The 19,047-nt window shown below is 68.4% G+C and carries 25 protein-coding genes and 1 tRNA gene; 16 read left to right on the top strand and 10 right to left on the bottom strand.

Annotated elements, in window-relative coordinates:
• Positions 1–59 precede the first annotated feature (59 nt).
• Positions 60–1,103: a LacI family DNA-binding transcriptional regulator gene (locus ACFTQE_RS05515; RefSeq protein ID WP_376924116.1), complete on the top strand. Its 1,044-nt coding sequence runs from the start codon at positions 60–62 to the stop codon at positions 1,101–1,103.
• Between the two features lie 15 nt (positions 1,104–1,118).
• Here ACFTQE_RS05515 and ACFTQE_RS05510 read toward each other — a convergent pair whose 3' ends face one another.
• The 3 genes from ACFTQE_RS05510 to ACFTQE_RS05500 form a co-directional block, all read right to left on the bottom strand.
• Positions 1,119–1,934, bottom strand: coding sequence for a YidC/Oxa1 family membrane protein insertase (locus ACFTQE_RS05510; protein ID WP_376924115.1), 816 nt, complete (start codon positions 1,932–1,934; stop codon positions 1,119–1,121).
• A gap of 123 nt (positions 1,935–2,057) precedes the next feature.
• Positions 2,058–2,351: a DUF6412 domain-containing protein gene (locus tag ACFTQE_RS05505; RefSeq protein ID WP_376924114.1), complete on the bottom strand. Its 294-nt coding sequence runs from the start codon at positions 2,349–2,351 to the stop codon at positions 2,058–2,060.
• A 104-nt stretch (positions 2,352–2,455) separates the two neighbouring features.
• On the bottom strand, positions 2,456–2,995 hold the full coding sequence (locus ACFTQE_RS05500; RefSeq protein ID WP_376924113.1) for a GNAT family N-acetyltransferase: 540 nt from the start codon (positions 2,993–2,995) through the stop codon (positions 2,456–2,458).
• 105 nt (positions 2,996–3,100) lie between these two features.
• Here ACFTQE_RS05500 and ACFTQE_RS05495 point away from each other — a divergent pair, with 105 nt between their 5' ends.
• The 7 genes from ACFTQE_RS05495 (at position 3,101) to ACFTQE_RS05465 (ending at position 7,196) form a co-directional block, all read left to right on the top strand.
• Entirely contained in the window at positions 3,101–4,156 is a 1,056-nt protein-coding gene (locus ACFTQE_RS05495; protein ID WP_376924127.1) for a DNA polymerase IV, read from the top strand.
• A gap of 63 nt (positions 4,157–4,219) precedes the next feature.
• On the top strand, positions 4,220–4,576 hold the full coding sequence (locus ACFTQE_RS05490; RefSeq protein WP_376924112.1) for a three-helix bundle dimerization domain-containing protein: 357 nt from the start codon (positions 4,220–4,222) through the stop codon (positions 4,574–4,576).
• A gap of 31 nt (positions 4,577–4,607) precedes the next feature.
• Positions 4,608–4,928 carry a DMT family transporter gene (locus tag ACFTQE_RS05485; protein ID WP_375835276.1) on the top strand — a complete coding sequence of 107 codons (321 nt, stop codon included), beginning with the start codon at positions 4,608–4,610 and terminating at the stop codon, positions 4,926–4,928.
• Position 4,929: 1 nt separating this feature from the next.
• On the top strand, positions 4,930–5,298 hold the full coding sequence (locus ACFTQE_RS05480) for a DMT family transporter (RefSeq protein ID WP_376924111.1): 369 nt from the start codon (positions 4,930–4,932) through the stop codon (positions 5,296–5,298).
• Between the two features lie 109 nt (positions 5,299–5,407).
• A complete protein-coding gene (locus ACFTQE_RS05475) occupies positions 5,408–5,674 on the top strand; it encodes an SHOCT domain-containing protein (RefSeq protein ID WP_376924110.1) in 267 nt (88 codons plus the stop codon).
• A gap of 299 nt (positions 5,675–5,973) precedes the next feature.
• On the top strand, positions 5,974–6,744 hold the full coding sequence (locus tag ACFTQE_RS05470; RefSeq protein ID WP_376924126.1) for an RNHCP domain-containing protein: 771 nt from the start codon (positions 5,974–5,976) through the stop codon (positions 6,742–6,744).
• Positions 6,745–6,815: 71 nt separating this feature from the next.
• Positions 6,816–7,196 carry an RNHCP domain-containing protein gene (locus ACFTQE_RS05465; RefSeq protein WP_376924109.1) on the top strand — a complete coding sequence of 127 codons (381 nt, stop codon included), beginning with the start codon at positions 6,816–6,818 and terminating at the stop codon, positions 7,194–7,196.
• Between the two features lie 152 nt (positions 7,197–7,348).
• On the opposite strand, the gene ACFTQE_RS05460 is transcribed toward ACFTQE_RS05465, so the two are convergent.
• Positions 7,349–7,966, bottom strand: a complete 618-nt coding sequence (locus ACFTQE_RS05460) for a TetR/AcrR family transcriptional regulator (RefSeq protein WP_376924108.1) — start codon at positions 7,964–7,966, stop codon at positions 7,349–7,351.
• A gap of 127 nt (positions 7,967–8,093) precedes the next feature.
• Here ACFTQE_RS05460 and ACFTQE_RS05455 point away from each other — a divergent pair, with 127 nt between their 5' ends.
• The 4 genes from ACFTQE_RS05455 (at position 8,094) to ACFTQE_RS05440 (ending at position 12,279) form a co-directional block, all read left to right on the top strand.
• Positions 8,094–9,014, top strand: coding sequence for an ABC transporter ATP-binding protein (locus tag ACFTQE_RS05455; RefSeq protein WP_376924107.1), 921 nt, complete (start codon positions 8,094–8,096; stop codon positions 9,012–9,014).
• Positions 9,014–9,754 (top strand): ABC transporter permease, encoded by a 741-nt coding sequence (locus ACFTQE_RS05450; protein WP_376924106.1) that lies wholly within the window; start codon positions 9,014–9,016, stop codon positions 9,752–9,754. The genes ACFTQE_RS05455 and ACFTQE_RS05450 overlap by 1 nt, the downstream gene beginning before the upstream one ends.
• A gap of 139 nt (positions 9,755–9,893) precedes the next feature.
• The gene (locus tag ACFTQE_RS05445) at positions 9,894–11,390 is read left to right on the top strand and encodes a serine hydrolase domain-containing protein (RefSeq protein ID WP_376924105.1); all 1,497 of its coding nucleotides are present in this window, start codon (positions 9,894–9,896) and stop codon (positions 11,388–11,390) included.
• Between the two features lie 13 nt (positions 11,391–11,403).
• Positions 11,404–12,279 carry an NAD(P)H-binding protein gene (locus tag ACFTQE_RS05440; RefSeq protein ID WP_376924104.1) on the top strand — a complete coding sequence of 292 codons (876 nt, stop codon included), beginning with the start codon at positions 11,404–11,406 and terminating at the stop codon, positions 12,277–12,279.
• A 200-nt stretch (positions 12,280–12,479) separates the two neighbouring features.
• Here ACFTQE_RS05440 and ACFTQE_RS05435 read toward each other — a convergent pair.
• Positions 12,480–12,569: transfer RNA gene (locus ACFTQE_RS05435), tRNA-Ser, on the bottom strand.
• A gap of 109 nt (positions 12,570–12,678) precedes the next feature.
• Between ACFTQE_RS05435 and ACFTQE_RS05430 the strand changes: the two genes are divergently transcribed.
• Entirely contained in the window at positions 12,679–13,500 is an 822-nt protein-coding gene (locus ACFTQE_RS05430; protein WP_376924103.1) for an SGNH/GDSL hydrolase family protein, read from the top strand.
• On the opposite strand, the gene ACFTQE_RS05425 is transcribed toward ACFTQE_RS05430, so the two are convergent.
• On the bottom strand, positions 13,478–14,686 hold the full coding sequence (locus ACFTQE_RS05425) for an NAD(P)-binding domain-containing protein (protein WP_376924102.1): 1,209 nt from the start codon (positions 14,684–14,686) through the stop codon (positions 13,478–13,480). The genes ACFTQE_RS05430 and ACFTQE_RS05425 overlap by 23 nt on opposite strands.
• A 108-nt stretch (positions 14,687–14,794) precedes the next feature.
• Positions 14,795–15,226 (bottom strand): hypothetical protein, encoded by a 432-nt coding sequence (locus ACFTQE_RS05420; RefSeq protein ID WP_376924101.1) that lies wholly within the window; start codon positions 15,224–15,226, stop codon positions 14,795–14,797.
• A 12-nt stretch (positions 15,227–15,238) separates the two neighbouring features.
• Here ACFTQE_RS05420 and ACFTQE_RS05415 point away from each other — a divergent pair, with 12 nt between their 5' ends.
• Both ACFTQE_RS05415 and radA read left to right on the top strand, forming a co-directional pair.
• On the top strand, positions 15,239–15,469 hold the full coding sequence (locus ACFTQE_RS05415) for a hypothetical protein (protein WP_376924100.1): 231 nt from the start codon (positions 15,239–15,241) through the stop codon (positions 15,467–15,469).
• Positions 15,470–15,524: 55 nt separating this feature from the next.
• Positions 15,525–16,889, top strand: coding sequence for a DNA repair protein RadA (gene radA, locus ACFTQE_RS05410; RefSeq protein WP_376924099.1), 1,365 nt, complete (start codon positions 15,525–15,527; stop codon positions 16,887–16,889).
• A gap of 80 nt (positions 16,890–16,969) precedes the next feature.
• Here the strand turns inward: radA and ACFTQE_RS05405 are convergent, their stop codons facing one another.
• The 3 genes from ACFTQE_RS05405 to ACFTQE_RS05395 form a co-directional block, all read right to left on the bottom strand.
• Positions 16,970–17,395 (bottom strand): heavy metal-responsive transcriptional regulator, encoded by a 426-nt coding sequence (locus ACFTQE_RS05405; RefSeq protein ID WP_376924098.1) that lies wholly within the window; start codon positions 17,393–17,395, stop codon positions 16,970–16,972.
• Positions 17,347–17,799 (bottom strand): hypothetical protein, encoded by a 453-nt coding sequence (locus tag ACFTQE_RS05400; RefSeq protein ID WP_376924097.1) that lies wholly within the window; start codon positions 17,797–17,799, stop codon positions 17,347–17,349. The genes ACFTQE_RS05405 and ACFTQE_RS05400 overlap by 49 nt, the downstream gene beginning before the upstream one ends.
• Before the next feature lie 66 nt (positions 17,800–17,865).
• Positions 17,866–18,276, bottom strand: a complete 411-nt coding sequence (locus tag ACFTQE_RS05395; RefSeq protein WP_376924096.1) for a dehydrogenase — start codon at positions 18,274–18,276, stop codon at positions 17,866–17,868.
• 348 nt (positions 18,277–18,624) lie between these two features.
• On the opposite strand from ACFTQE_RS05395, the gene ACFTQE_RS05390 reads away from it, so the two are divergent.
• The gene (locus ACFTQE_RS05390) at positions 18,625–18,924 is read left to right on the top strand and encodes a hypothetical protein (protein WP_376924095.1); all 300 of its coding nucleotides are present in this window, start codon (positions 18,625–18,627) and stop codon (positions 18,922–18,924) included.
• Positions 18,925–19,047: the final 123 nt, after the last annotated feature.

Raw genomic sequence — 19,047 nt, 5'->3', positions numbered from 1 at the left:
TCAGACAACGCTGACATACCGGCATCCCATGCCCTGATTCGCCCGCTATCGTGTGAGCCATGACCACCCGCACCGCGCACCGCGCCCGCCCGACGATGCACGACGTCGCCCTGGCGGCGGGCGTCAGCGTCAAGACGGTGTCACGCGTCGTCAACGGCGTCGACTACGTGAGCGCCGAGACGCTGCAGGTCGTGAACGCCGCGATCGACGAGCTCGGCTTCCGCCGCAACGAGTTCGCCCGCCAGTTGCGCCAGGGCACGACGGCGACGATCGGCCTGGTCATCGAGGACATCGGCGACCCGTTCTACTCGGTGCTCATCCGCGCGGTCGAAGACGTCGCCCTCGCCCGCGGGTACACGCTGCTCGCGGCCTCCTCCGCCGAGAGCGCCGAGCGGTCGCGCCGGCTCATCGAGTCGTTCACCTCGCGCGGCGTCGACGGCCTCATCGTCGTGCCGGCGAGCGGCACCGATGTCGGCCTGCTCCGCTCCGAGATCGAGACCGGGTGCACCATGGTGTTCGTCGACCGCCCGGCTCCCGGCCTGCCCGCCGACACCGTGCTCGTCGACAACCGCGGGGGCGCGATGCAGGGCGCCGCGCACCTCATCGCCCACGGCCATCACCGCATCGCCTACTTCGGCGACGACGCCGCCCTGTTCACCGCGGCCGAGCGTCGCGACGGGTTCCTCGACGCCTTCGCCGCTGCCGGTCTCGACGTCGATCCCGCGCTGACGATCATGACGAATCCGCACCCCGAGTCGTCGCAGGACGAGGTCGATCGCGTGCTCGACGCGGCCGAGCCGCCGACCGCCGTGATGACCGGCAACAACCGCTGGAGCGTGCGAGCCCTCCGTACGCTCCGCGCCCGCGGGCTCTCCGCCGACATGGCGTTCCTCGGATTCGACGACTTCGAGCTCGGCGACCTGCTGACGCCCGGCGCGACGGTCATCGCCCAGGACCCGGCCGCGATGGGCCGCACCGCCGCAGAGCTGCTGCTGCGCCGCATCGAGGGCCTCGACGACGGACCCCACCAGCACATCCGCTTGGCCACCTCGCTCATCGAGCGCGGGTCGGGCGAGCTGCCGGGTCCGTTCGCGACGCGCTGATCGCGTGCACCAGCGTCACGCGGTCAGGGGCGCCTGCAACGGGTACCGCCGTCGCAGCAGCATGCGCTGCACGAGCGTCCACGCGACCGTGACGAACAGGTAGAGCGCCGCGGCGAGCGGCACGAAGATCGCGATCACGGCGGTGATGAACTGCAGGGCACCGAGAGCGCGGGCCATGCCCGGCCCGGCGAGCAGTGCAGCGGATGCCGCGGCGGCATCGCCCGGCGCCGAGGCATCCGCTCGGCCCGTGGCGACGGCCCCGCCGGCGGGCGGCTTCGGCTGGAAGACGCGGCGCGTGAGCTCGCCGACGACGGCGATGCCCGCGATCACGACGCCGAAGACGGCGAGCGCGCTCGGGGTCAGCGTGCCGGTGGCGATCTGGCCGGCGAGGCTCGACCCGAGCGGCACACCGAAGAACGTCTGCTCGAGCAGGGCGTTCGGATGCCCGGCGATCGTCGGCAGGATGAAGAGCGCGTAGATCACGCCGACGATCGGAGCCTGCACGAGCATCGGCAGGCAGCCGGCGAAGGGCGTCGTCCCCTCGTCGCCGTAGAGCTTCATCGTCTCGCGCTGCAGGCGTTCGGGATTGTTCTTGTGCTGCTTCTGCAGCGCTGCGAGTTTCGGGGCGAGGCGGGAGCGGGTCTGCTCGGCCTTGGCCTGCGAGAAGCCGACGGGAATCAGCGCTGCGCGCACGAGCAGCGTCACGAGCACGACGGCCGCGGCGGCGCTCGCGATGCCGATGACGGGTTCGAGCAGGGCGGCGAGGGCCATGAGCACGGCATGCGCGCCGTCGAGGAGGCCCGCGATGGGCGGGAAGGCGTAGAGGTCCATGAGGTGTTCCTTGCGGTCGAGAGGGATGGCTGGATCCGTCTGGCCGCGAGGAGTCTCCGAAGGCGCGCCCCAGTGGGCGGTGCACGGGCCCGGATGGGCGCCGTGCGGATCGGTCGAGTGTCGCTACGCGGCCGCGAGGCCGCGTGTCGGCGCCCGGGGGCGCGCACGCCCGGGGGCGTCGGGGTCGCTCTGGGCGAGGAGCCGCCACGGGTCGGCCGTCTGCCGGAACCGGGTGGCGGCCCCGCTCGCGTCTGCGGCGACCATCGCGGGCAGCGACTGCCAGGCGACGACCACCACGGCGACGGCGGCAGCGCCCACGACGCCGACGAGCACGACCGACATCTGCGCGTTCGAGGCGAGGGCGATCTCGAGCGAGGCCTGCGCGACCCGGAAGAGCGCGACGAGGAGATCGATCATGTCGGCGGCTCCTCCCTGCGTCTCAGCCGTCGCGGCCCACGGCGTCTCGCGAGGTGCTCGTGCACCGCCGCGCCGTGTGCGTCAACGCTAACACCCGTGCTCGGCTACTCGTCGAGCAGCCGTTCGAAGAGCACGTGGTCCTGCCACTCCCCCGCGATGCGCAGGTAGCGACGGGCGAGGCCGAATCGTTCGAAGCCGTTGTGGGCCAGCACCGCCTGCGACGCGGCATTGTGCACGAGCGTGCCGGCCTGCACCCGGTGCAGGCCGATGCCCTTCGCGGCGTGCACGGCGAGGCCGACCGCCATCGTGGCGAGCCCGCGCCCGTTGTACCGTGCGTCGATCCAGTAGCCGAGGTGGGCGTTCTGGAACGCCCCGCGGACGATGTCCGAGAGGTTCATGCGCCCCACGATCTCGTCGCCGTCGACGATGACGAAGGGCACCGCGAGGCCCGCCTCGAAGCGGAGGATCGTGGCCTCGACATCGCGGCGGTGCGTCTCGACGTCGAAGAACTCCTCGCTGCGAGCCGGCTCCCACGGCGCCAGGTGCTCGCGATTGCGCGAGTACGCCGCGGCGAGCGCCGGACCGTCGCCGGGCGCGAGTTCCCGGAACACGAGGCCGTCGCCGAGTTCGACCGGTTGCTGCACGGGAGCTCGCTTTCGTTCCTGCCGGGCTCGGATGCCGCGGACCGGTCAACCACGCTAACACCGTGCCATCCGGTGCAGACTGGTGGGGTGACCCGCACGTCATGGGTGCTGCACGTCGACCTCGACCAGTTCGTCGCGGCCGTCGAGGTGCTGCGCCGTCCCGAGCTCGCGGGCAGGCCGGTCATCGTCGGCGGTCGCGGTGATCCGAGCGAACGGGCGGTGGTGTCGACCGCGTCCTACGAGGCGCGCGAGTTCGGCGTCGGCTCAGGGATGCCGCTGCGGATCGCCGCCCGCAAGGCGCCCGACGCCGTGATCCTGCCGGTCGACGCCGAGGCGTACACCGAGGCATCCGCCGCCGTGATGGCCACCCTGCGCCTGCAGCCGGGCGCGATCGTGCAGGTGCTCGGCTGGGACGAGGCGTTCGTCGGCGTGGAGACCGACGACCCCGAGGCGTACGCCCGGCGGATCCAACGGGCGGTGCTCGACCGCACCCGCCTGCACTGCAGCGTCGGCATCGGCGACACGCTCGTCCGCGCCAAGGTCGCGACGGGGTTCGGCAAGCCGCGCGGGATGTACCGGCTCACGGCGGGCAACTGGCTCGACGTGATGGGCGATCGTCCGACCATCGACCTCTGGGGCGTCGGCACGAAGATCTCCCGGCGGCTGGCGGGGCTCGGCATCACGACGGTCGCCGAACTCGCCGCGGCCGATCTCGATGCGCTGGCCGCCGAGTTCGGCCCGCGCATGGGCCCGTGGTACGCGGAGCTCGGCCGCGGCGACGGCTCCGACGTCGTCGACGACACACCGTGGGTCGCGCGTGGCCATAGCCGGGAGACGACCTACCAGCAGGACCTCACGGAGCCCGCCCAGGTCGAGGACGCCGTGCGCGAACTCGTCGCCCATGTGCTCGACGACGTCGCCGCCGAGGGCCGGCCGGTGATCGGCCTGACGCTCAAGGTGCGGTACGCGCCGTTCATCACCAAGGTGTTCACCAAGAAGATCCCGTCGACGAGCGACCGCGCGATGGTGCTCGCACGTGCGCTCGACCTCGTCGCCCGCATCGAACCCGACCGGCCGATCCGCCTGCTCGGGCTTCGCGCCGAGATGCGGATGCCCGATGACGCGCGCGACGGCCACACGCCGACCCGCAGCGGGTGGTGACTCGGCGCATCGGGTCCGCAACTGGGTCTTGCTGCACCGCGCTGCGGAAGTGAGACTTGCGACATGGACCACACGGAGGAAGCACGCGCCGTCGGCGAGGTGATCGATCGGCTCGCCGGGCGATTCCCCGACCTGCCCCGCGACCACGTCGCCGCGGTCGTCGAGGCCGCCCACCTCGAACTCGAGGGCAACCCCGTGCGCGACTTCGTGCCCGTGCTCGTCGAGCGCACCGCGAAGCAGCGCCTGAAGCAGGAGGCGACGGCCGTGCCGGTGCTCGCCGACGCGCCGTCGTCGGGGTCGGGGTCGACCGCCGGCGACGACGCCGACGTCGTCGAGCTCGACCCGATGGAGATCGAGCGCCGAGCGCGCGAGCGCGAGTCGGGGTTCCTCTTCGGCGACCTCGGCGGCGGGGCGAATTGACCTCGCCGGCGGAGCAGACGGGGGCGCCCGGATGGACTGGGTGATCCTCATCGCGTCGGGCGTGCTCGAAGCCGTGTGGGCGACGGCGCTCGGTGCGTCGAAGAACTTCCGGCGCCCCTGGCCGACGGCGCTCTTCGTCGTCGCACTCGTGCTCAGCATGGCCGGGCTCGCATTCGCGATGACGACCATCCCCGTCGGCACCGCCTACGCCGTCTGGGTCGGCATCGGCGCCGTGCTCACCGTCGCCTACGCGATGATCTTCGGCGGCGAGCGCGCGAGCGTCGTGAAGGTGCTGCTCCTGCTCGGCATCATCGGATGCGTCATCGGGCTGAAGCTCGTCGGGGAGGCCTGACATGTACTGGCCGATCCTCATCGTGAGCGCCGTGCTCGAAGCCGTCTGGGCGACCGCGCTCGGCTACTCCGACGGATTCTCGAAGCTCGTTCCGACCATCGTGTTCTTCATCGCCCTCGTCGGCAGCATGGCCGGGCTCGCCTTCGCGATGCGCGGCATCCCGATCGGCACGGCCTACGCCGTCTGGACCGGGCTCGGGGCGGCGCTCACCGTGACCTATGCGATCACCTTCGGCGGCGAGTCCGCGAGCGTGCTGAAGGTCCTCTTCCTCGCCGGCATCATCGCGTGCGTGATCGGGCTGAAGCTCGTGCACTCGCGTGAGGAGCGCGAGGTCGAGGAATCGGGTGCGCCGCCGGTTGCCGAGTCGTGACGCCGACGACGGCGATCGATCGAGTCGACTGACCTCACGGACAACCGAAACAGCCCGGCGCGCCATCGCGCGCCGCCCCTCCGCACCTCGTCGCGCTATGCTCGCGCCCATGTGGCAGGGATTCACGGGATGGCACGCACTCATCCTCCTCGTCGTCGCCGTGGTCATCCCGGTGGGCGTCGTCATCGTGATCGTGATGCTGGTGCGCAGGGGAACGGCGCCGCGGGTCGATGCGCCTCCGTTCGGCACGCCCAGCGTGACGGCGGTCACCGACGTCGGCGAACGCCTGGCGCAGCTCGACGCGCTGCGCGCCGCCAGCAGCATCACCGAGGGCGAATACGAAGCGAAACGAGCGCAGATCATCGGCGAGCTCTAGCTCCGGGCGATCCGCCGCATTCCGCATCACCCCGTCACTCGCCGATGGGGAACCGACGTACTGGCTCGAGTTCCGCGGCGAGCCCCTGGCCGTCAACGCAGAAAAATGCTCCCTCACCCCGCCAGAAGGGGTGAGGGAGCGTAGCCGAAGGCCGCCGGGCAGGCTTGGGTGGAGCCGGACAACGCCCGTCGCTCTCGGCCGAAGATGCGCGGCGACGAGGGGGCGTCGAGCGCATTCCTACGAACCTATTGGTGTCGCTTGCGCCTGCGCGTCCCCTCTTCGGGGGTCAACTTCTGCAGATGCGCGCATGCCCGAGTACGACACCGAAGGGTGTCAAGGTCGCTCATCGTGCGTGGTTCAGGTCAACCGTTCGCGAACAATGCGATACCGATGAACACGGCAGCGACACCAGCGACAACGAGCACGGGCTCCCCCCAATCGGCCTCCAAGCACCTCGATCAGGATCGCGTCGCCGCCGCTTTCGAGAACGCAAAACTCATCGCCGACACGAAGCCTGTCTGATAACGTTGGCGGTTGCTGTCGAGAATTCGTCTCGGCGGCCCACTTTTCCCAGAGGTTTTGATGTTCCGGATTGCGCCGAGTGCGCATCAAAGTGTGGCCTAGATAGGCCGGCCCCTCACCGTAGGGGCGTTTTGACGACGCTCGGCCTGCTCTCGTTGTTCATCTCCAACGACCCATTCGGGAGCAACACGGTGTCAAATATTCATGACCCAACTGGTTTTCTATTTTCATGCGCATGGTGCGGGCACACAGCCCCAGAAGCGACGGCCACAAGCCCCGTGCGAAATCATTGTCCGGCGTGCCTGTTGTCACGGCACACCGTAGACCAAGCCACGCAGACGGAGAGCGAGTGCTTGGGCAAGATGGTGCTCATCGCAATTGCGCCGTTCAGGCAGGGCGGATGGTCGCTGATACATCGCTGCATCAGGTGCGACGAGCTCAGCGCTCATCCCGTCGACCCTGAAGACAACCAGCTGGTACTCATCCAAGCGGCTGTTGGTCCAATCTCGAATCCTCCGTTCCCTCTCGCAATGCTGTCGGGCATCTAGGGGGGTGCTTCGTGTCTCGTAAGAACCAACAGAGGCGCTCGCGAGGCGTACCTCAGAGGAGGAGGCCGTCGATGAAGCTCATCGCTCTCCAGGAGGGGAGGGCGTTTCGGTGCTTGGGATGCAAGCTCGACATTTCGTGGGACGCTCCTGGCACGACAAACAGAAACCACTGCCCGACCTGTCTTACAAGCAAGCATGTTGACGACCGCATGCCTGGGGACCGGGCCTCAGCCTGCCTCGGGCGAATGGACGCGATTGCGATTGCTTCACGGGACGATGGTGAATGGCTTGTGGTGCACGAGTGTCGCGCCTGTTTGCACCTCAGTACGAATCGAGTAGCGGGTGACGACAACCCGCTGGCTCTGCTCCGAATCGCGGTTTCCGGGCTGCCGACGGCGAGTATTGCCGCTTCCCTTGTGGGAGGCGCGTACACAGAGAAAGACAAGCGGTAGTCGGCCCCACGGCATCGACAAGGAACCCTCGATCAATTCGGTCGGGGGTTCCCTTGTGAATGCCCGCAGGCCACCGTGTGAGTGCCGGCGATGAAACGAACACTGCGGCGCACTGGTGGATGAACGACTCCATGTTCATCCACGCTCACCATTCAGGCCTCGTCGGTCCCGGCGGAAGCCATGGCTTCGGGATTCGGTGATGCGCCGATGGTACGGAGGAGGAGCCCGACGCCCTCGTCGATGAACTGCTGATCATCCATTTCCGGATGATCAGGCCGGTAGTACGCAGCAGCGTCGATGAGAGCACGGATCGCGTGCGCCATGTAGTCGGCATCGAACCGCCCGAAGTTCCCGTCCTGCTGGCCAGCTTCGAGCATGGCCCGCAGTGGCGGGATGGCGCCATCCAACTCGATGGCTCCGGTGTTCTGAACAATTCGCTGCGTCGCGACGACGTGCTCGACATGCTCGACGATGAAGCGCAGGTTTGACTCGAAGTACGCCTCGATCCGGCTCCGAGGAGTGTCAGGTGCGGCGAGGATGCGCTCGGCCATGTACACCTGACCGGCCTCGAACAGGGAGTTCATGACGCTCTCATACAGCTCCTCCTTGTTGGCGAAGTGGTACAGAGCTGTGCCCTTGCTCGTTCCTGCTTCCGCCGCAATCCGCTCAAGCGACGCAGCTTGGATGCCGTCGCGGAAGATCACGCGGATCGTCGCCGCAATCAAATCGTCGCGACGGGCTTGTCGGGTGCGGGTCACGGGGTTGGGCATGTGAAGAGAATACCGGACTTGACCAACGGGTTTAGGTTTTGACCGCGCGGTCAAAGTAGTATCGAACGCGAGGATGACCGCTGAATCCGCGATTCGTAATTCCGGCTTCAAGAGAGGGGCAGCGTCCATGACGATCATCGAGGTGGAGAATCTCGTCAAGCAGTACGGCGATCGCGCTGCGGTCGACGGGGTGAGCTTCACCGTCGAACAGGGCGAGATCTTCGGCATCCTGGGCCGGAACGGGGCAGGCAAGACCACACTCGTCGAGTGCATCGAAGGATTGCGCACTCCCGACAGCGGCAAGGTCCGGGTGTGCGGACTCGACCCACGTCGCGACGAGGCCGAGTTGCGCCAACTTCTCGGCGCACAGTTGCAGGAGAGTCAGCTTCCCGGCAAGCTCACCGTCGGAGAAGCGATGCGCCTGTACAGCTCCTTCTACCGCGCCCCGTCGGGTTGGCGTGGACTCCTCGAAACGCTGAACCTGACTGAGAAGGTCGGCACTCAATACCGACGGCTCTCAGGAGGCCAGAAGCAGCGCTTGGCGATCGCGCTCGCACTGCTCGGCGACCCGCAGGTCGTTGTGCTCGACGAACTCACGACCGGACTCGATCCCCAGGCGCGCCGTGACACGTGGGGTCTGATTGAAGACGTCCGCGACCGCGGGGTGACGATCGTCCTGGTCACGCACTTCATGGAGGAAGCCGAGCGGCTGTGCGACCGGATCGCCGTCGTCGACGCTGGACGCATCGTCGCGAACGATTCCCCGAGCGGTCTCGTCACCGGCGTTGACGACACCCACCGGCTTCGTTTCCGCCCATCCGAACCACTCGACCGGACCTTGCTGTTGGAACTGCCGGAAGTGGTGTCGGCAGAACAGTCCGGGCGATATCTCGTGGTGACTGGAACAGGGAATCTGCTGCTGGCGGTCAACAGCTTGCTGGCACGCGAACAGGTCATCGCCGAGAACCTGCGGATCGAACAGTTCTCGCTCGAGGATGCGTTCCTCGAGCTCACCGGTCATCGCATCGACACGAAGGAGAATTCCTGATGTCAGCACTGCTTCGCCTCACGGCGTCGGAGGCCCGCCTGTTCTCCCGCGAGCCGATGGAGTGGGGCTTCGCGATCGTCCTGCCACCGCTCCTGTTCGTCGCCCTCGGGGTGATCCCCGCTTTCCGAGTGCACGAAGAGGGTCTCGGCGGTCTCAGGGTCATCGACCTGTATTCGCCGATCATCGTCGCGGTCGCGATCACGGTGCTGGCTTTGCTCACGCTGCCGCAGCGGTTCGCCGCCTACCGCGACAAGAAGGTGTTGCGGCGCATGCGCATCACCCCGGCCAGGCCGATGCTCCTGCTCTCAGCGCAGTTGATGCTCTGCCTGCTCGTGTCCTTCGTCACGATGGTCGCCATCCTCGCCATCGGGCGTCTTGCCTTCGCGGTGAGCCTCCCGCACAACCTCCTCGCGTACCTCGCCTCGTTCGCATTGACGGCGGTGACGATGCTCTCAATCGGGCTTCTCGTCGCCTCCGTCGCTCCAACCGGACCTGCTGCCGGCGCGATCGGGACCGTGCTGTTCTTCCCGCTGCTCTTCCTCGCGGGCCTGTGGATCCCACGAGCCTCGATGCCCGACATCCTCCTCACGATCAGCGACTTCTCACCCCTGGGCGCGGCCGCGCAGGCACTGCAAGATGCCTCAGCAGGCTCCTGGCCGCAGCCGTTGCATACCGCCGTACTCATCGGTTGGTCCATCGCCTGCGGGGCCTTGGCCGCACGATGCTTCCGGTGGGAGTAGCCATGACCACATTCGTTCCGGAGCGCCCGCCACCGCCTGCGAACGGCGAGATGCTTCTGCGCAGCGCCACTGAACCCCAATGATCGACCTGGCCCGGTGGAAGTGCTGATATACCGCACGCCGCGCTGAAGAAAGCAGGATGATGACAATACGCAGCAATTCAGCGAGGACGGGGCTCGCCGTCCTGGTCGCTTGCCTGATGTTCCCCGCACCTGTCTCGGCGACGGCAGAGACAGCACAGAACGGCTCCGCCATCGACGATTTCGTCGGGGACTACATCACCACCCATCGCCTTCCCGGCGCGACTGTCGCCCTGGTGCGCGACAGTGAGGTGGTCCACGAAGCGGGGTATGGGGAGACTTCCACCGGCGCGACTCTCTCCGAGCACAGCCCGATGCGGATCGAGTCGGTGTCCAAACCGTTCGCTGCCTTCGCGGTCCTGCAGCTCGTCGAGGCCGACCGAATAGACCTGGACGATCCGATCATCGAGCACCTGCCTGAATTTGCCATCGATGGTGAAGGCGCCGCCGATGTCACGGTTCGCCATCTGCTCAGCCACACCTCTGGCTTGGCGACTCCGACGATCATCCCTCCAGCGGACACTCTCGCCGACGGCGCAGCACGCACCCGCAACTGGTCGCTGTCGGCCGAGCCCGGCTCGACCTATCGATACAGCAACGCCAACTACTGGATCGCTGCCCGACTTGTGGAGGTCGTCTCTGGGCAGCCGTTCAACGACTACCTGACTGAGCACATCTTCACCCCGGCAGGCATGACAGACACCGTCAACGTCACGACCACTGACACCCCTGTCCGAGGGCTGGAACTCGGCCATGTGATGTCCTACGGCCTGGCGCTTCCCGCGCCAGAGGTGACCGCCATGACCAGTGGAGCCGGCGGCATCGTCAGCACGGCTCACGACATGGCCCGCTGGCTAGCAATCCAGCAGAGCGACGGACGCGCACCGAGCGGTGCGCAGCTCTTGTCGGCGGAGCTGATCGCAGAATCCCATCGTGTTCAACCGAGTACCGAACGGGCGGGACTCGGCTGGATGCGCAGCAGCCTGGGAGACGAACCGCTGGTCCAGGTCAGCGGTGTCGGCACCGCCTACAACGGTCAGGTGATGTTCGACCCCTCCACCGGCAACGGTGCAGTGGTGCTGCTCAACAGCTTCACCCCGACACAGGAACACGCCTACGAGATCGCCTCGGGGATCTTGGAGCTCCCCGCCGGCGGTCAACCCGAGGTCGGGTGGCCAGTCGCGACCTGGATCGACCTCGTGCTCGCTACCCTCACCCTGCTCGCGCTATTGGGAGGCGTTCGCGGCGTGCGCCGCGCAAGCCACTGGGCGGCACGTCGACGCCTCTGGAGTGGGTGGCGCTTCGGACTTCGACTCCTGCCTCAACTGGTCGCGCCCGCTGCCGCTGTCTTCTTGTTCCTCGTCGCCACCTCCTTGCAGGGAAACTCGTTCACCCCCATCAGCGTGTTCTGGCTTTATCCCGCGTTCATGGTGCTCCTCTTGGCGTTGTCCGTCGTCGGCCTCGTCGTGACCGCTGCGCGGGTGGGGTACCGGCTTCGCGAACGGCCTCCGTCTGCACAGTCTGCTGATCCCGCTGAGCTCCAGGCTCCCAAGTGAAAGGAAATCGACGATGACCATAGGAGTTGCGACACCAAGAGGTAACGTCGGGGCGCACGTGCTGCGGTTGCTCGTACAAGCCGGTGAACGTCCCCGGGCCCTCGTCCGGGACCCGAGCACCATCGATGCGGAAGTCGCCGAGCACGTCGAGGTCGCCGTCCTCGATGCGTGGCAGCGGGACTCCGTCATCGAGGCCACCCGAGGTCTGAGCACGCTGTACTGGGTCAGTCCGACTGCAACCGACCGCGATCCGCTCGAGGCTCACTCGATGGCCGCCAGGAACATCCGTGCTGCCGTGGAGGAAAACAGGATCGCCCGCGTGGTGTTCCAATCCAGTGGCGGCGCGGAAAAGCGACACGGTGTCGGAGAGATCGACGGACTGGCGGCGGTCGAGGTCGCGCTCGATGCCACCGATGCAGCGGTCACGCATCTGCGGTGCGGCTACTTCTTCACCAACCTTCTGATGGACATCGACCCCATCAGGGAAGGCGTGCTTGCCACGGCCATGGACCTCGACCGGCCATTGCCGTGGGTAGCGCCAGCAGACATCGCCGCCGTTGCAGTCGCCCGCTTGCTCTCACTGACGTGGGCGGGACGAAACGTCCAAGCCGTGCACGGCCCTGAGGACCTCACCTTCCGCCAGATCGCGCTCCAGTTGAGTACCGTCGTGGGCCGTCCCGTCGAAGCTCGGCGGCTCACTGACGACGATGTTCGGACGCAGCTCGCCGGGCTCGGCCTGTCAGCGAACCATGTCGAGGCGATTGTGATGATGACTGTCGGCATCAGAGACGATTACAGCCCCGAGAGCCCGAGGTCCTACATGACCACGACGCCCACCCATCTCCTCAGTTGGGCGGCCTCGGCCTTCTCCGACGGGGCATCTTCGTAAATCAACATGGAACACAGTGGACCGTCAACCGATCCGATACGACGCAGACATGTTTGACGAGGATCTGCACGCGGTCGCCGACTGTCTGGACGCGGCGTATCGCGAAGCCAATGTGTCCAGGATGCGGCCAGAGCCGATCCCGGATTGACGCAGAAACGCCCCGGACCCTTGCTGTTGCTCGGATCACGGGGCGTTTCTCGTGGCGGTACCGGTGGGATTTGAACCCACGGTGGGCTTTCACCCACACAACTTTTCGAGAGTTGCACCTTCGGCCGCTCGGACACGGTACCGAGAGCAATCGTAGACGACGAAGTCGCAAGAACAAAAACGAGCGGATGCCTCAGCCGACGCTCAGCCGGCATGCAGCTCACGTGAAGCGTTCAGGAATACGTTCTGCTCGTGACCGTCTCCCCCATCTCCCGTGCCGACGCCCCGCGTCAGAGCCTCACCGCCGGCGCCCGGCTCGCGGCGTCGACCGTGCTCGGCAGCTTCGGCGTGCGGCCGTTCCGTGAGCGGGTGCGCGAGAACCGGTCGACCCTGAACGAGACCCTGCCGATCCACTCGAAGTGGTGGCGCGACCACGCGAAGGCCGAGGGCGAGCTGCTCTACGTCGCGATCGGCGACAGCGCCGCCCAGGGCATCGGAGCATCTCGCCCCGACCGCAGCTACGTCGGCCAGATCGCCGACGAGCTGCGCGAGACGACGGGGCGGAGCGTGCGCGTCGTGAACCTCAGCGTGTCGGGCGCGACGACGTCGCTCGCGGTGCGCGACCAGCTGCCGCGGTTCCGCGACCTCCGCACCCTTCGGCCCGACGTCGTCACGGTCTCGATCGGCGCGAACGACATCGCCGACTGGGATCCGGCGCGATTCGACCGCAACATCCGCTCGATCTTCGCCGAGCTGCCGATGGATGCCGTCGTGGCCGACCTGCCGTGCTTCTACTTCCCGCAGAACGAGCGCAAGGTCGCCGAGGCGAACCGGATGCTGCGCGCCGCCGCCCGCGAGCACGGCCTCGTCGTGGCGCCGTTGCACGAGGCCACTCGGCGCCAGGGCCTCCGCGGCATCCTGACGCAGTTCGCGCGCGACATGTTCCACCCGAACGATCACGGCTACGCGGTGTGGGCCGAGGCCTTCCGCCCGGCACTCTCGGCGGTGCTGCGGTCGCGTCACCGCGCGGCGATGAGCTCGCTCAGCGGCATCACCGAGCAGCGAGCCGCCTGACGACGAGGTCGGCGTCCTCGCCGACGCCGAGCAGCAGGGGCGACCGGCGCGTCCGCATCCACGGCACGCCGACGAAGAACAGTCCCTGCGCGCGAGTGCTCTCTCCGTCCGCCTGCAGCGGAAATCCCATGTCGTCGACGATCCCCTGCATCGCGATCCAGCCGTAGTCGGGTCGGAACCCCACGGCGTTGACGACGACCCCGAGATCGTCGAGGAACGGCGGCGTCGCGGCGGCGATCTCGGTCGTCGGCAGCTCCGGCAGCTCGGGCACCGGCACGCCGCGCGAGTCGCACAGGCGCCCGATCGCCGCGCAGACCTCGGTGAACGCACCGTCGCCGACGGCGACCGATTCGGCGAGGTCGTCGGCCGCGCGCACGCGTGCGCCGTCGATGCCGATGACGTGGCCGATCAACCCGACCCCGATCGCAGCGAGCGCCCGGAGGTTGACCTCGTGCCCGCCGTTCGCCCCCGAGATGAGCGGGTTCGATGCCAGCCGCACCGCCGGCGACGGCATGTCCGCGAGCGTCTGCTCGAAGAAGCCGAGGTCGCCGAGCCAGTCGATGATGTCGCGGCCGTCGACGCGACGCGGCATCGCCGGTGCCCGGCTCCCGGCGAGCACGACCTCGCGACCGGACTGCGCGAGTTCGTGTGCAATCTGGCAGCCCGACTGACCGCCGCCGATGACGAGCACCGTTCCGCCGGGCAGCGAGTCGGGCGCGCGGTACTCGGTGGCCCCGACGACGGGCACCTCGCGCCCGATCTCCTCGATGAACCCCGGGCGATGCTCGCGCTGGTAGGCCCCGGTGCACACCACGACGCTCCGGGCCCGGATGCCGCCCGCCGACGTCTCGGCGACGAAGGCGCCGCCCTCGCCGCGAAGCGACGTGACGTCGGTCCCCTCGACGAGCGGGGCGGCGAACGAGCGCGCGTAGTCGCGAAGATGCACGCCGATCTCCTCACGATCGAGGTAACCGTCGAGGTCCCCTCCGCGGTACTCGCCCCCCGGCAGGCTGATGACGTGATTGGGTGTGACGAGGCGGAAGCTGTCCCACCGCGCGGCCCATGCTGCGCCGGCGCGCTCCCGCTCGAGCACGACGTGGTCGACGCCCGAGCCCGTGAGCCCGTGGCTGACCGCGAGCCCGGCCTGCCCGGCTCCGATGACGAGCACGTCGACATCCGCTCGCATGCCGCTCAGGCTACGCCGACGGCCATCGGGCGGCCAGCGCTTCGATCCCGGTCACCGCGCCGGGCGCCCGCTGTCGACGGCCTCGTCGCGGCGCCGCGGCACGAGGTCTCAGCCGCCCTCGACACGAACCTCGACATCGAGCACCGAGGTTGCTGCCGCCCCGCGCAGCACTTCGAGCGACACCTCGGTCGACGCCAGCAGATCGACGTCGGGCAGGAATTGCACCGTGGTTCCGGTCGCACCGTTGCCGGGTACCGGTTCAAGGTCGGTGACCGGAAGCCCGTGCTCGTACCGCTGGCTCCAGGAGCCGTTCACACGCCTGTTGGTGTGCACGAGCCAGGTGCTGAGTGCGGCGACGACGGACATCCCCCGACGGGGCTGTCCATCGCCGAGGGTCTCGGCATCGGGCGTGTCGAAGAAGCGCAGGTCTTTCGTGGCCATCACCGGCTTCTTGATGCGATTCCCGGCGGCATCGACCCGGGTGTCCGTACCGCGGCCCTCGTCAGCGATCGAGATCGAGCCATCGATGTGCAGCGTCACGACCGCACGACCGTGACCGGCGTCGGATGCCTCGTCGGCGGCGTACGCCAACACCTCGAGGACCAGGTGCTCGACACCGCCGGGAACGAGTACCGCAGCATCACGACGCACGTGATCGAGGTGCTCGACATCAACACCCTTCTGCCAGTCGTGGGTGGTGTTGGTCCAAGCTGCGGCATCGGTCATCCCGGTATTCTTCCGTCAGCCGACGACATCGAGTGCCCCGACGGACTCGACGCGTGAGCCCTGGTCGCCGCGTCGATCGCCCACTGTCGGCGGCCGCAGCTAGTCTCGGGGCATGGCCCGCTCCACCTCCACGTTCCGTTGCTCAGAATGCGGCTGGAGCACCCTCAAGTGGGCGGGGCGATGCGGCGAGTGCCAGCAGTGGGGCACCGTCGTCGACGTGGCCGAGGCCACCGGCATCGTGCGCGCCGTGCAGGCCGTGCAGCTCGGCGAAGCCCGCACCGCGAAGTCGATCGTCGACGTGCAGACCGAAGACGCCGCGCACCGCCCGAGCGGCATCGGCGAGTTCGACCGGGTGCTCGGCGGCGGCATCGTCGCCGGTGCGGCGATCCTGCTCTCGGGCGAGCCCGGCGTGGGCAAGTCGACGCTCCTCCTCGAAGTGGCGGCGCGCGTCGCCGGCACCGGTCGCCGCGTGCTCTACGTCACGGCCGAGGAGTCGGTCGCGCAGGTGCGACTCCGCGCCGGGCGCACCGGAGCACTGCACGACGAGCTCTACCTCGCCGCAGAGACCGACCTCGCGACGATCCTCGGCCAGGTCGACGCCGTCTCCCCCGCGCTCCTCATCGTCGACTCGGTGCAGACCGTCTCGTCGTCGCTCTCCGACGGCCTGCCCGGGCAGCCGAGCCAGGTGCGCGAGGTCGCATCGACGCTCATCCGGGTCGCGAAGGAGCGGCAGCTGCCCGTGCTGCTCGTCGGTCACGTCACGAAAGACGGCTCGATCGCGGGCCCTCGCCTGCTCGAGCACCTCGTCGACGTCGTATGCCAGTTCGAGGGCGACCGGCAGACGTCGCTGCGCTTCGTGCGGGCCCTCAAGAACCGGTTCGGCCCCACCGACGAGGTCGGCTGCTTCGAGATGACCGGTGACGGCATCGCCGAGGTGCCCGACCCATCGGGCCTCTTCCTCTCGAGCGGTCGCAGCGCCGTGAGCGGCACGTGCGTCACCGTCGCCCTCGAGGGGCGGCGGGCGCTCCCGGTCGAGGTGCAGGCGCTCGTGGTCTCGACGAAGGCCCCGCAGCCGCGCCGCGTCGTCAACGGGGTCGACCCCTCGCGCGTCGCCATGATCATCGCCGTGCTCGAGCGCCGTGCGGGGCTCAAGTCGCTCGGCGAACACGACGTCTACGTCTCGACCGTCGGCGGTGTGCGACTTGCAGAGCCCGGCGCCGACCTGGCCATCGCCGTGGCCATCGCCTCCGCCATGCGCGACCGCGCGGTGCCGCACGAGCTCGCGGCCTTCGGCGAGATCAGCCTGGCCGGCGAAGTGCGACCGGTCACCGCGGCCAAGCAGCGCGGCGCCGAGGCCAAGCGACTCGGGTACACGACGATCCTCGACGTCGAGGCGGGCAGCGTGCACGCGGCCGTGCAGCGGGCCATGATGGCCGCCACCGGCCCGCGGGAGCGCGAGCTCGACGCCGCCTTCTAGGCTGCGACCCGGCGCACCGGGCCGCACCAGCACACCGGCTCACGGGCTCACGGGCTCACGGGCTCGCCGAATCATCCCCCTCAGACGATGGCGTCGATCACCGGGCACGTCGGATGCACCGGCCCCGTCTCCACCAGCACTGCGAGCGCCGCCCGCACACCGCGCAGGTCGGCGATGCGCTGGTCGAGTTCTGCGAGCTTGTCGGCGACCTGTTCCGCGACGTCGTCCAGCACGATGCGCTCGGGCTCGTCCGAGAGCGCCAGCACCTCGCGCACCTCACGCAGGGTGAAGCCGAGCTCCTGGGCCCGCCGGATGAACCGCACCCGCCGTACCGAGTCCGGCGAGTACTGCCGGTAGCCGCCGCTGGAGCGCCCCTCGGGCGCGAGCAGCCCCTGCCGTTCGTAGAACCGCAGCGTGCTCACCGCGACGCCCGATGCACCGGCGAGCGGGCCGGTCGTCAGCGGCGACGCAGTCGGAGCAGTCCGCTGAGCTGCAGGATCAGCCATGTCACCTCCCCGATCAGGAACGCGACGACCGTCGCGCTCTGCCCATTCAACAGCGCCCAGATCATCCAGAGCGAGAACAGCACTCGCCCGGCCGTGTCGATCGCGATGAATCGCCACTCGGGGCGGAGGATCCGGGCGATCGCCCACATGGTCACCGCGGTGCCGAACATGCTCGTGAACATGAGCGCGGTGGGGTCGAGCTCGGGCAGCTGCGCACCCGGCAGGTGCAGGGCGTCGTGGAGCGATCGGGTCAGGGCGAGCAGGAGCGACGCGGTGAGGGGCGTGGCGAACCCGACGGTCACGATGAGGTCGTAGACGGCGCCGGCGCGCCCCCATCGAACGCGTGGGAAGGAGTCGTCGGAAGCCGAGCGGAGCCGAGCAGTGGACGTTGCGGTTGCAGTCATGCCGCCAGTGTCGACCGTGAACCACGGTGCAGGGTCAAGCGGAACGCGAGCCCGCTCGCCGCCGACTCAGGCTTCGAGGGCCTTCAGCAGCTCAGCGGGCGGCGCCTGCATCGGGTGCGGCCCCGCGATATCGAGGAACACCGTGGTGATCGTCGACTCGTGCCGCTTCAGGAAGGTGCGCAGCCACGCCGGGCTCTGCAGCCCCACCGCGGGCGGCAGGTTCTCGGGCTTGTTCGCGGCATCGCTGAAGAGCAGCAGCGCGACATCGCCGGTCTTCGGGTCGCGGTAGGTCCACACCTCGCCGCCGTCGAGCGGCTTGTCGCGCGGCCCCGGCTTCACGAGCGGCACCACGGTGTTGCCGTGGCGCAGCGCCAGTGCGACCGCCGCGACGTCTTGCCGTTCGAGTGCCTCTGCGAGCGCCTGCGAACGGAACTCCACGGGTTCAGCCGCCTGTTTCCGTCGTGCCTTTCCTGCCATTCCACAAGGGTACCGAGCGGATGCCGCGGGGCCCGCCTCCGTCCGCCGACGGCGCACTCCGAGGCATCCGATCGCCGGCTTCCGGGCATCGCCGGAATCGGATGTGGACTTCCGAGGAAAGCGACCTAAGATGTCTGTGCCGGACCGTGAGGGTCCGAGGTGTCGACGAAGACGACGGCGTTCTCGTAGACCCCACGGCGCCGGCGCATTCACCGATTCCTGCCCGCGACCTTGTCGCCGGGCGCTCGTACCATCGAAGCAACATCGCCCTGTGATCGTGTCGCGGGGCACTCGTACCATCGAAGCAACATCGCGCGGGCCGGCGCGCTCCTCTTCAGAAGGAGCCCAGTGCCCAGCAGCCTCCCGAAACCGATCCGATTCGACGGTGACACCTGGTTGTGCGTACGCAACGACCCGGCCCTGCCGAAGGCGATCATCCGTCGTTATCGCGACGTGAAGCGCGGCGACGTCTACCTCGTCGTCAAGTGGGCGCTCGACCCGGCCGAGCAGCGGCTCATGTCGTCGGCACCGTCACTCGAGGCGGCCAACGCCCTCGTGCACTTCGACCCTCCGGCGGGGTCCACCCCGGCGTTCGCGGGTTACCCGCACGGTACGCAGGGCCGAAGCCCGAAGAGCTCTGCTCGGTAGCGCTCACACCGCAAGGGCAGGGGTCGGTGTTTTCGACCCCGGCGAGGACTGACGCACCTACCGCTTTCTGCGCGACGGAGGCAACGGCACCGGCCACTGATGCCCGTTCATGCAAACGAACAT

Origin of the sequence: Agromyces sp. NPDC056965 (assembly GCF_042673425.1) — a bacterium.
Classification (GTDB): Bacteria; Actinomycetota; Actinomycetes; order Actinomycetales; family Microbacteriaceae; genus Agromyces.
Note: the sequence above shows the minus strand (reverse complement) of the source record. Positions and strands in the feature narration are given on the sequence as shown.

Bases quoted from the DNA above. Each gene is read 5' to 3' on its own strand.
- ACFTQE_RS05515 (WP_376924116.1), top strand. From the start codon at position 60: ATGACCACCCGCACCGCGCACCGCGCCCGCCCGACGATGCACGACGTC.
- ACFTQE_RS05510 (WP_376924115.1), bottom strand. From the start codon at position 1,934: ATGGACCTCTACGCCTTCCCGCCCATCGCGGGCCTCCTCGACGGCGCG.
- ACFTQE_RS05505 (WP_376924114.1), bottom strand. From the start codon at position 2,351: ATGATCGATCTCCTCGTCGCGCTCTTCCGGGTCGCGCAGGCCTCGCTC.
- ACFTQE_RS05490 (WP_376924112.1), top strand. From the start codon at position 4,220: ATGGACCACACGGAGGAAGCACGCGCCGTCGGCGAGGTGATCGATCGG.
- ACFTQE_RS05485 (WP_375835276.1), top strand. From the start codon at position 4,608: ATGGACTGGGTGATCCTCATCGCGTCGGGCGTGCTCGAAGCCGTGTGG.
- ACFTQE_RS05480 (WP_376924111.1), top strand. From the start codon at position 4,930: ATGTACTGGCCGATCCTCATCGTGAGCGCCGTGCTCGAAGCCGTCTGG.
- ACFTQE_RS05475 (WP_376924110.1), top strand. From the start codon at position 5,408: ATGTGGCAGGGATTCACGGGATGGCACGCACTCATCCTCCTCGTCGTC.
- ACFTQE_RS05470 (WP_376924126.1), top strand. From the start codon at position 5,974: ATGCGCGCATGCCCGAGTACGACACCGAAGGGTGTCAAGGTCGCTCAT.
- ACFTQE_RS05465 (WP_376924109.1), top strand. From the start codon at position 6,816: ATGAAGCTCATCGCTCTCCAGGAGGGGAGGGCGTTTCGGTGCTTGGGA.
- ACFTQE_RS05460 (WP_376924108.1), bottom strand. From the start codon at position 7,966: ATGCCCAACCCCGTGACCCGCACCCGACAAGCCCGTCGCGACGATTTG.
- ACFTQE_RS05455 (WP_376924107.1), top strand. From the start codon at position 8,094: ATGACGATCATCGAGGTGGAGAATCTCGTCAAGCAGTACGGCGATCGC.
- ACFTQE_RS05450 (WP_376924106.1), top strand. From the start codon at position 9,014: ATGTCAGCACTGCTTCGCCTCACGGCGTCGGAGGCCCGCCTGTTCTCC.
- ACFTQE_RS05445 (WP_376924105.1), top strand. From the start codon at position 9,894: ATGATGACAATACGCAGCAATTCAGCGAGGACGGGGCTCGCCGTCCTG.
- ACFTQE_RS05440 (WP_376924104.1), top strand. From the start codon at position 11,404: ATGACCATAGGAGTTGCGACACCAAGAGGTAACGTCGGGGCGCACGTG.
- ACFTQE_RS05425 (WP_376924102.1), bottom strand. From the start codon at position 14,686: ATGCGAGCGGATGTCGACGTGCTCGTCATCGGAGCCGGGCAGGCCGGG.
- radA (WP_376924099.1), top strand. From the start codon at position 15,525: ATGGCCCGCTCCACCTCCACGTTCCGTTGCTCAGAATGCGGCTGGAGC.
- ACFTQE_RS05405 (WP_376924098.1), bottom strand. From the start codon at position 17,395: ATGGCTGATCCTGCAGCTCAGCGGACTGCTCCGACTGCGTCGCCGCTG.
- ACFTQE_RS05400 (WP_376924097.1), bottom strand. From the start codon at position 17,799: ATGACTGCAACCGCAACGTCCACTGCTCGGCTCCGCTCGGCTTCCGAC.
- ACFTQE_RS05395 (WP_376924096.1), bottom strand. From the start codon at position 18,276: ATGGCAGGAAAGGCACGACGGAAACAGGCGGCTGAACCCGTGGAGTTC.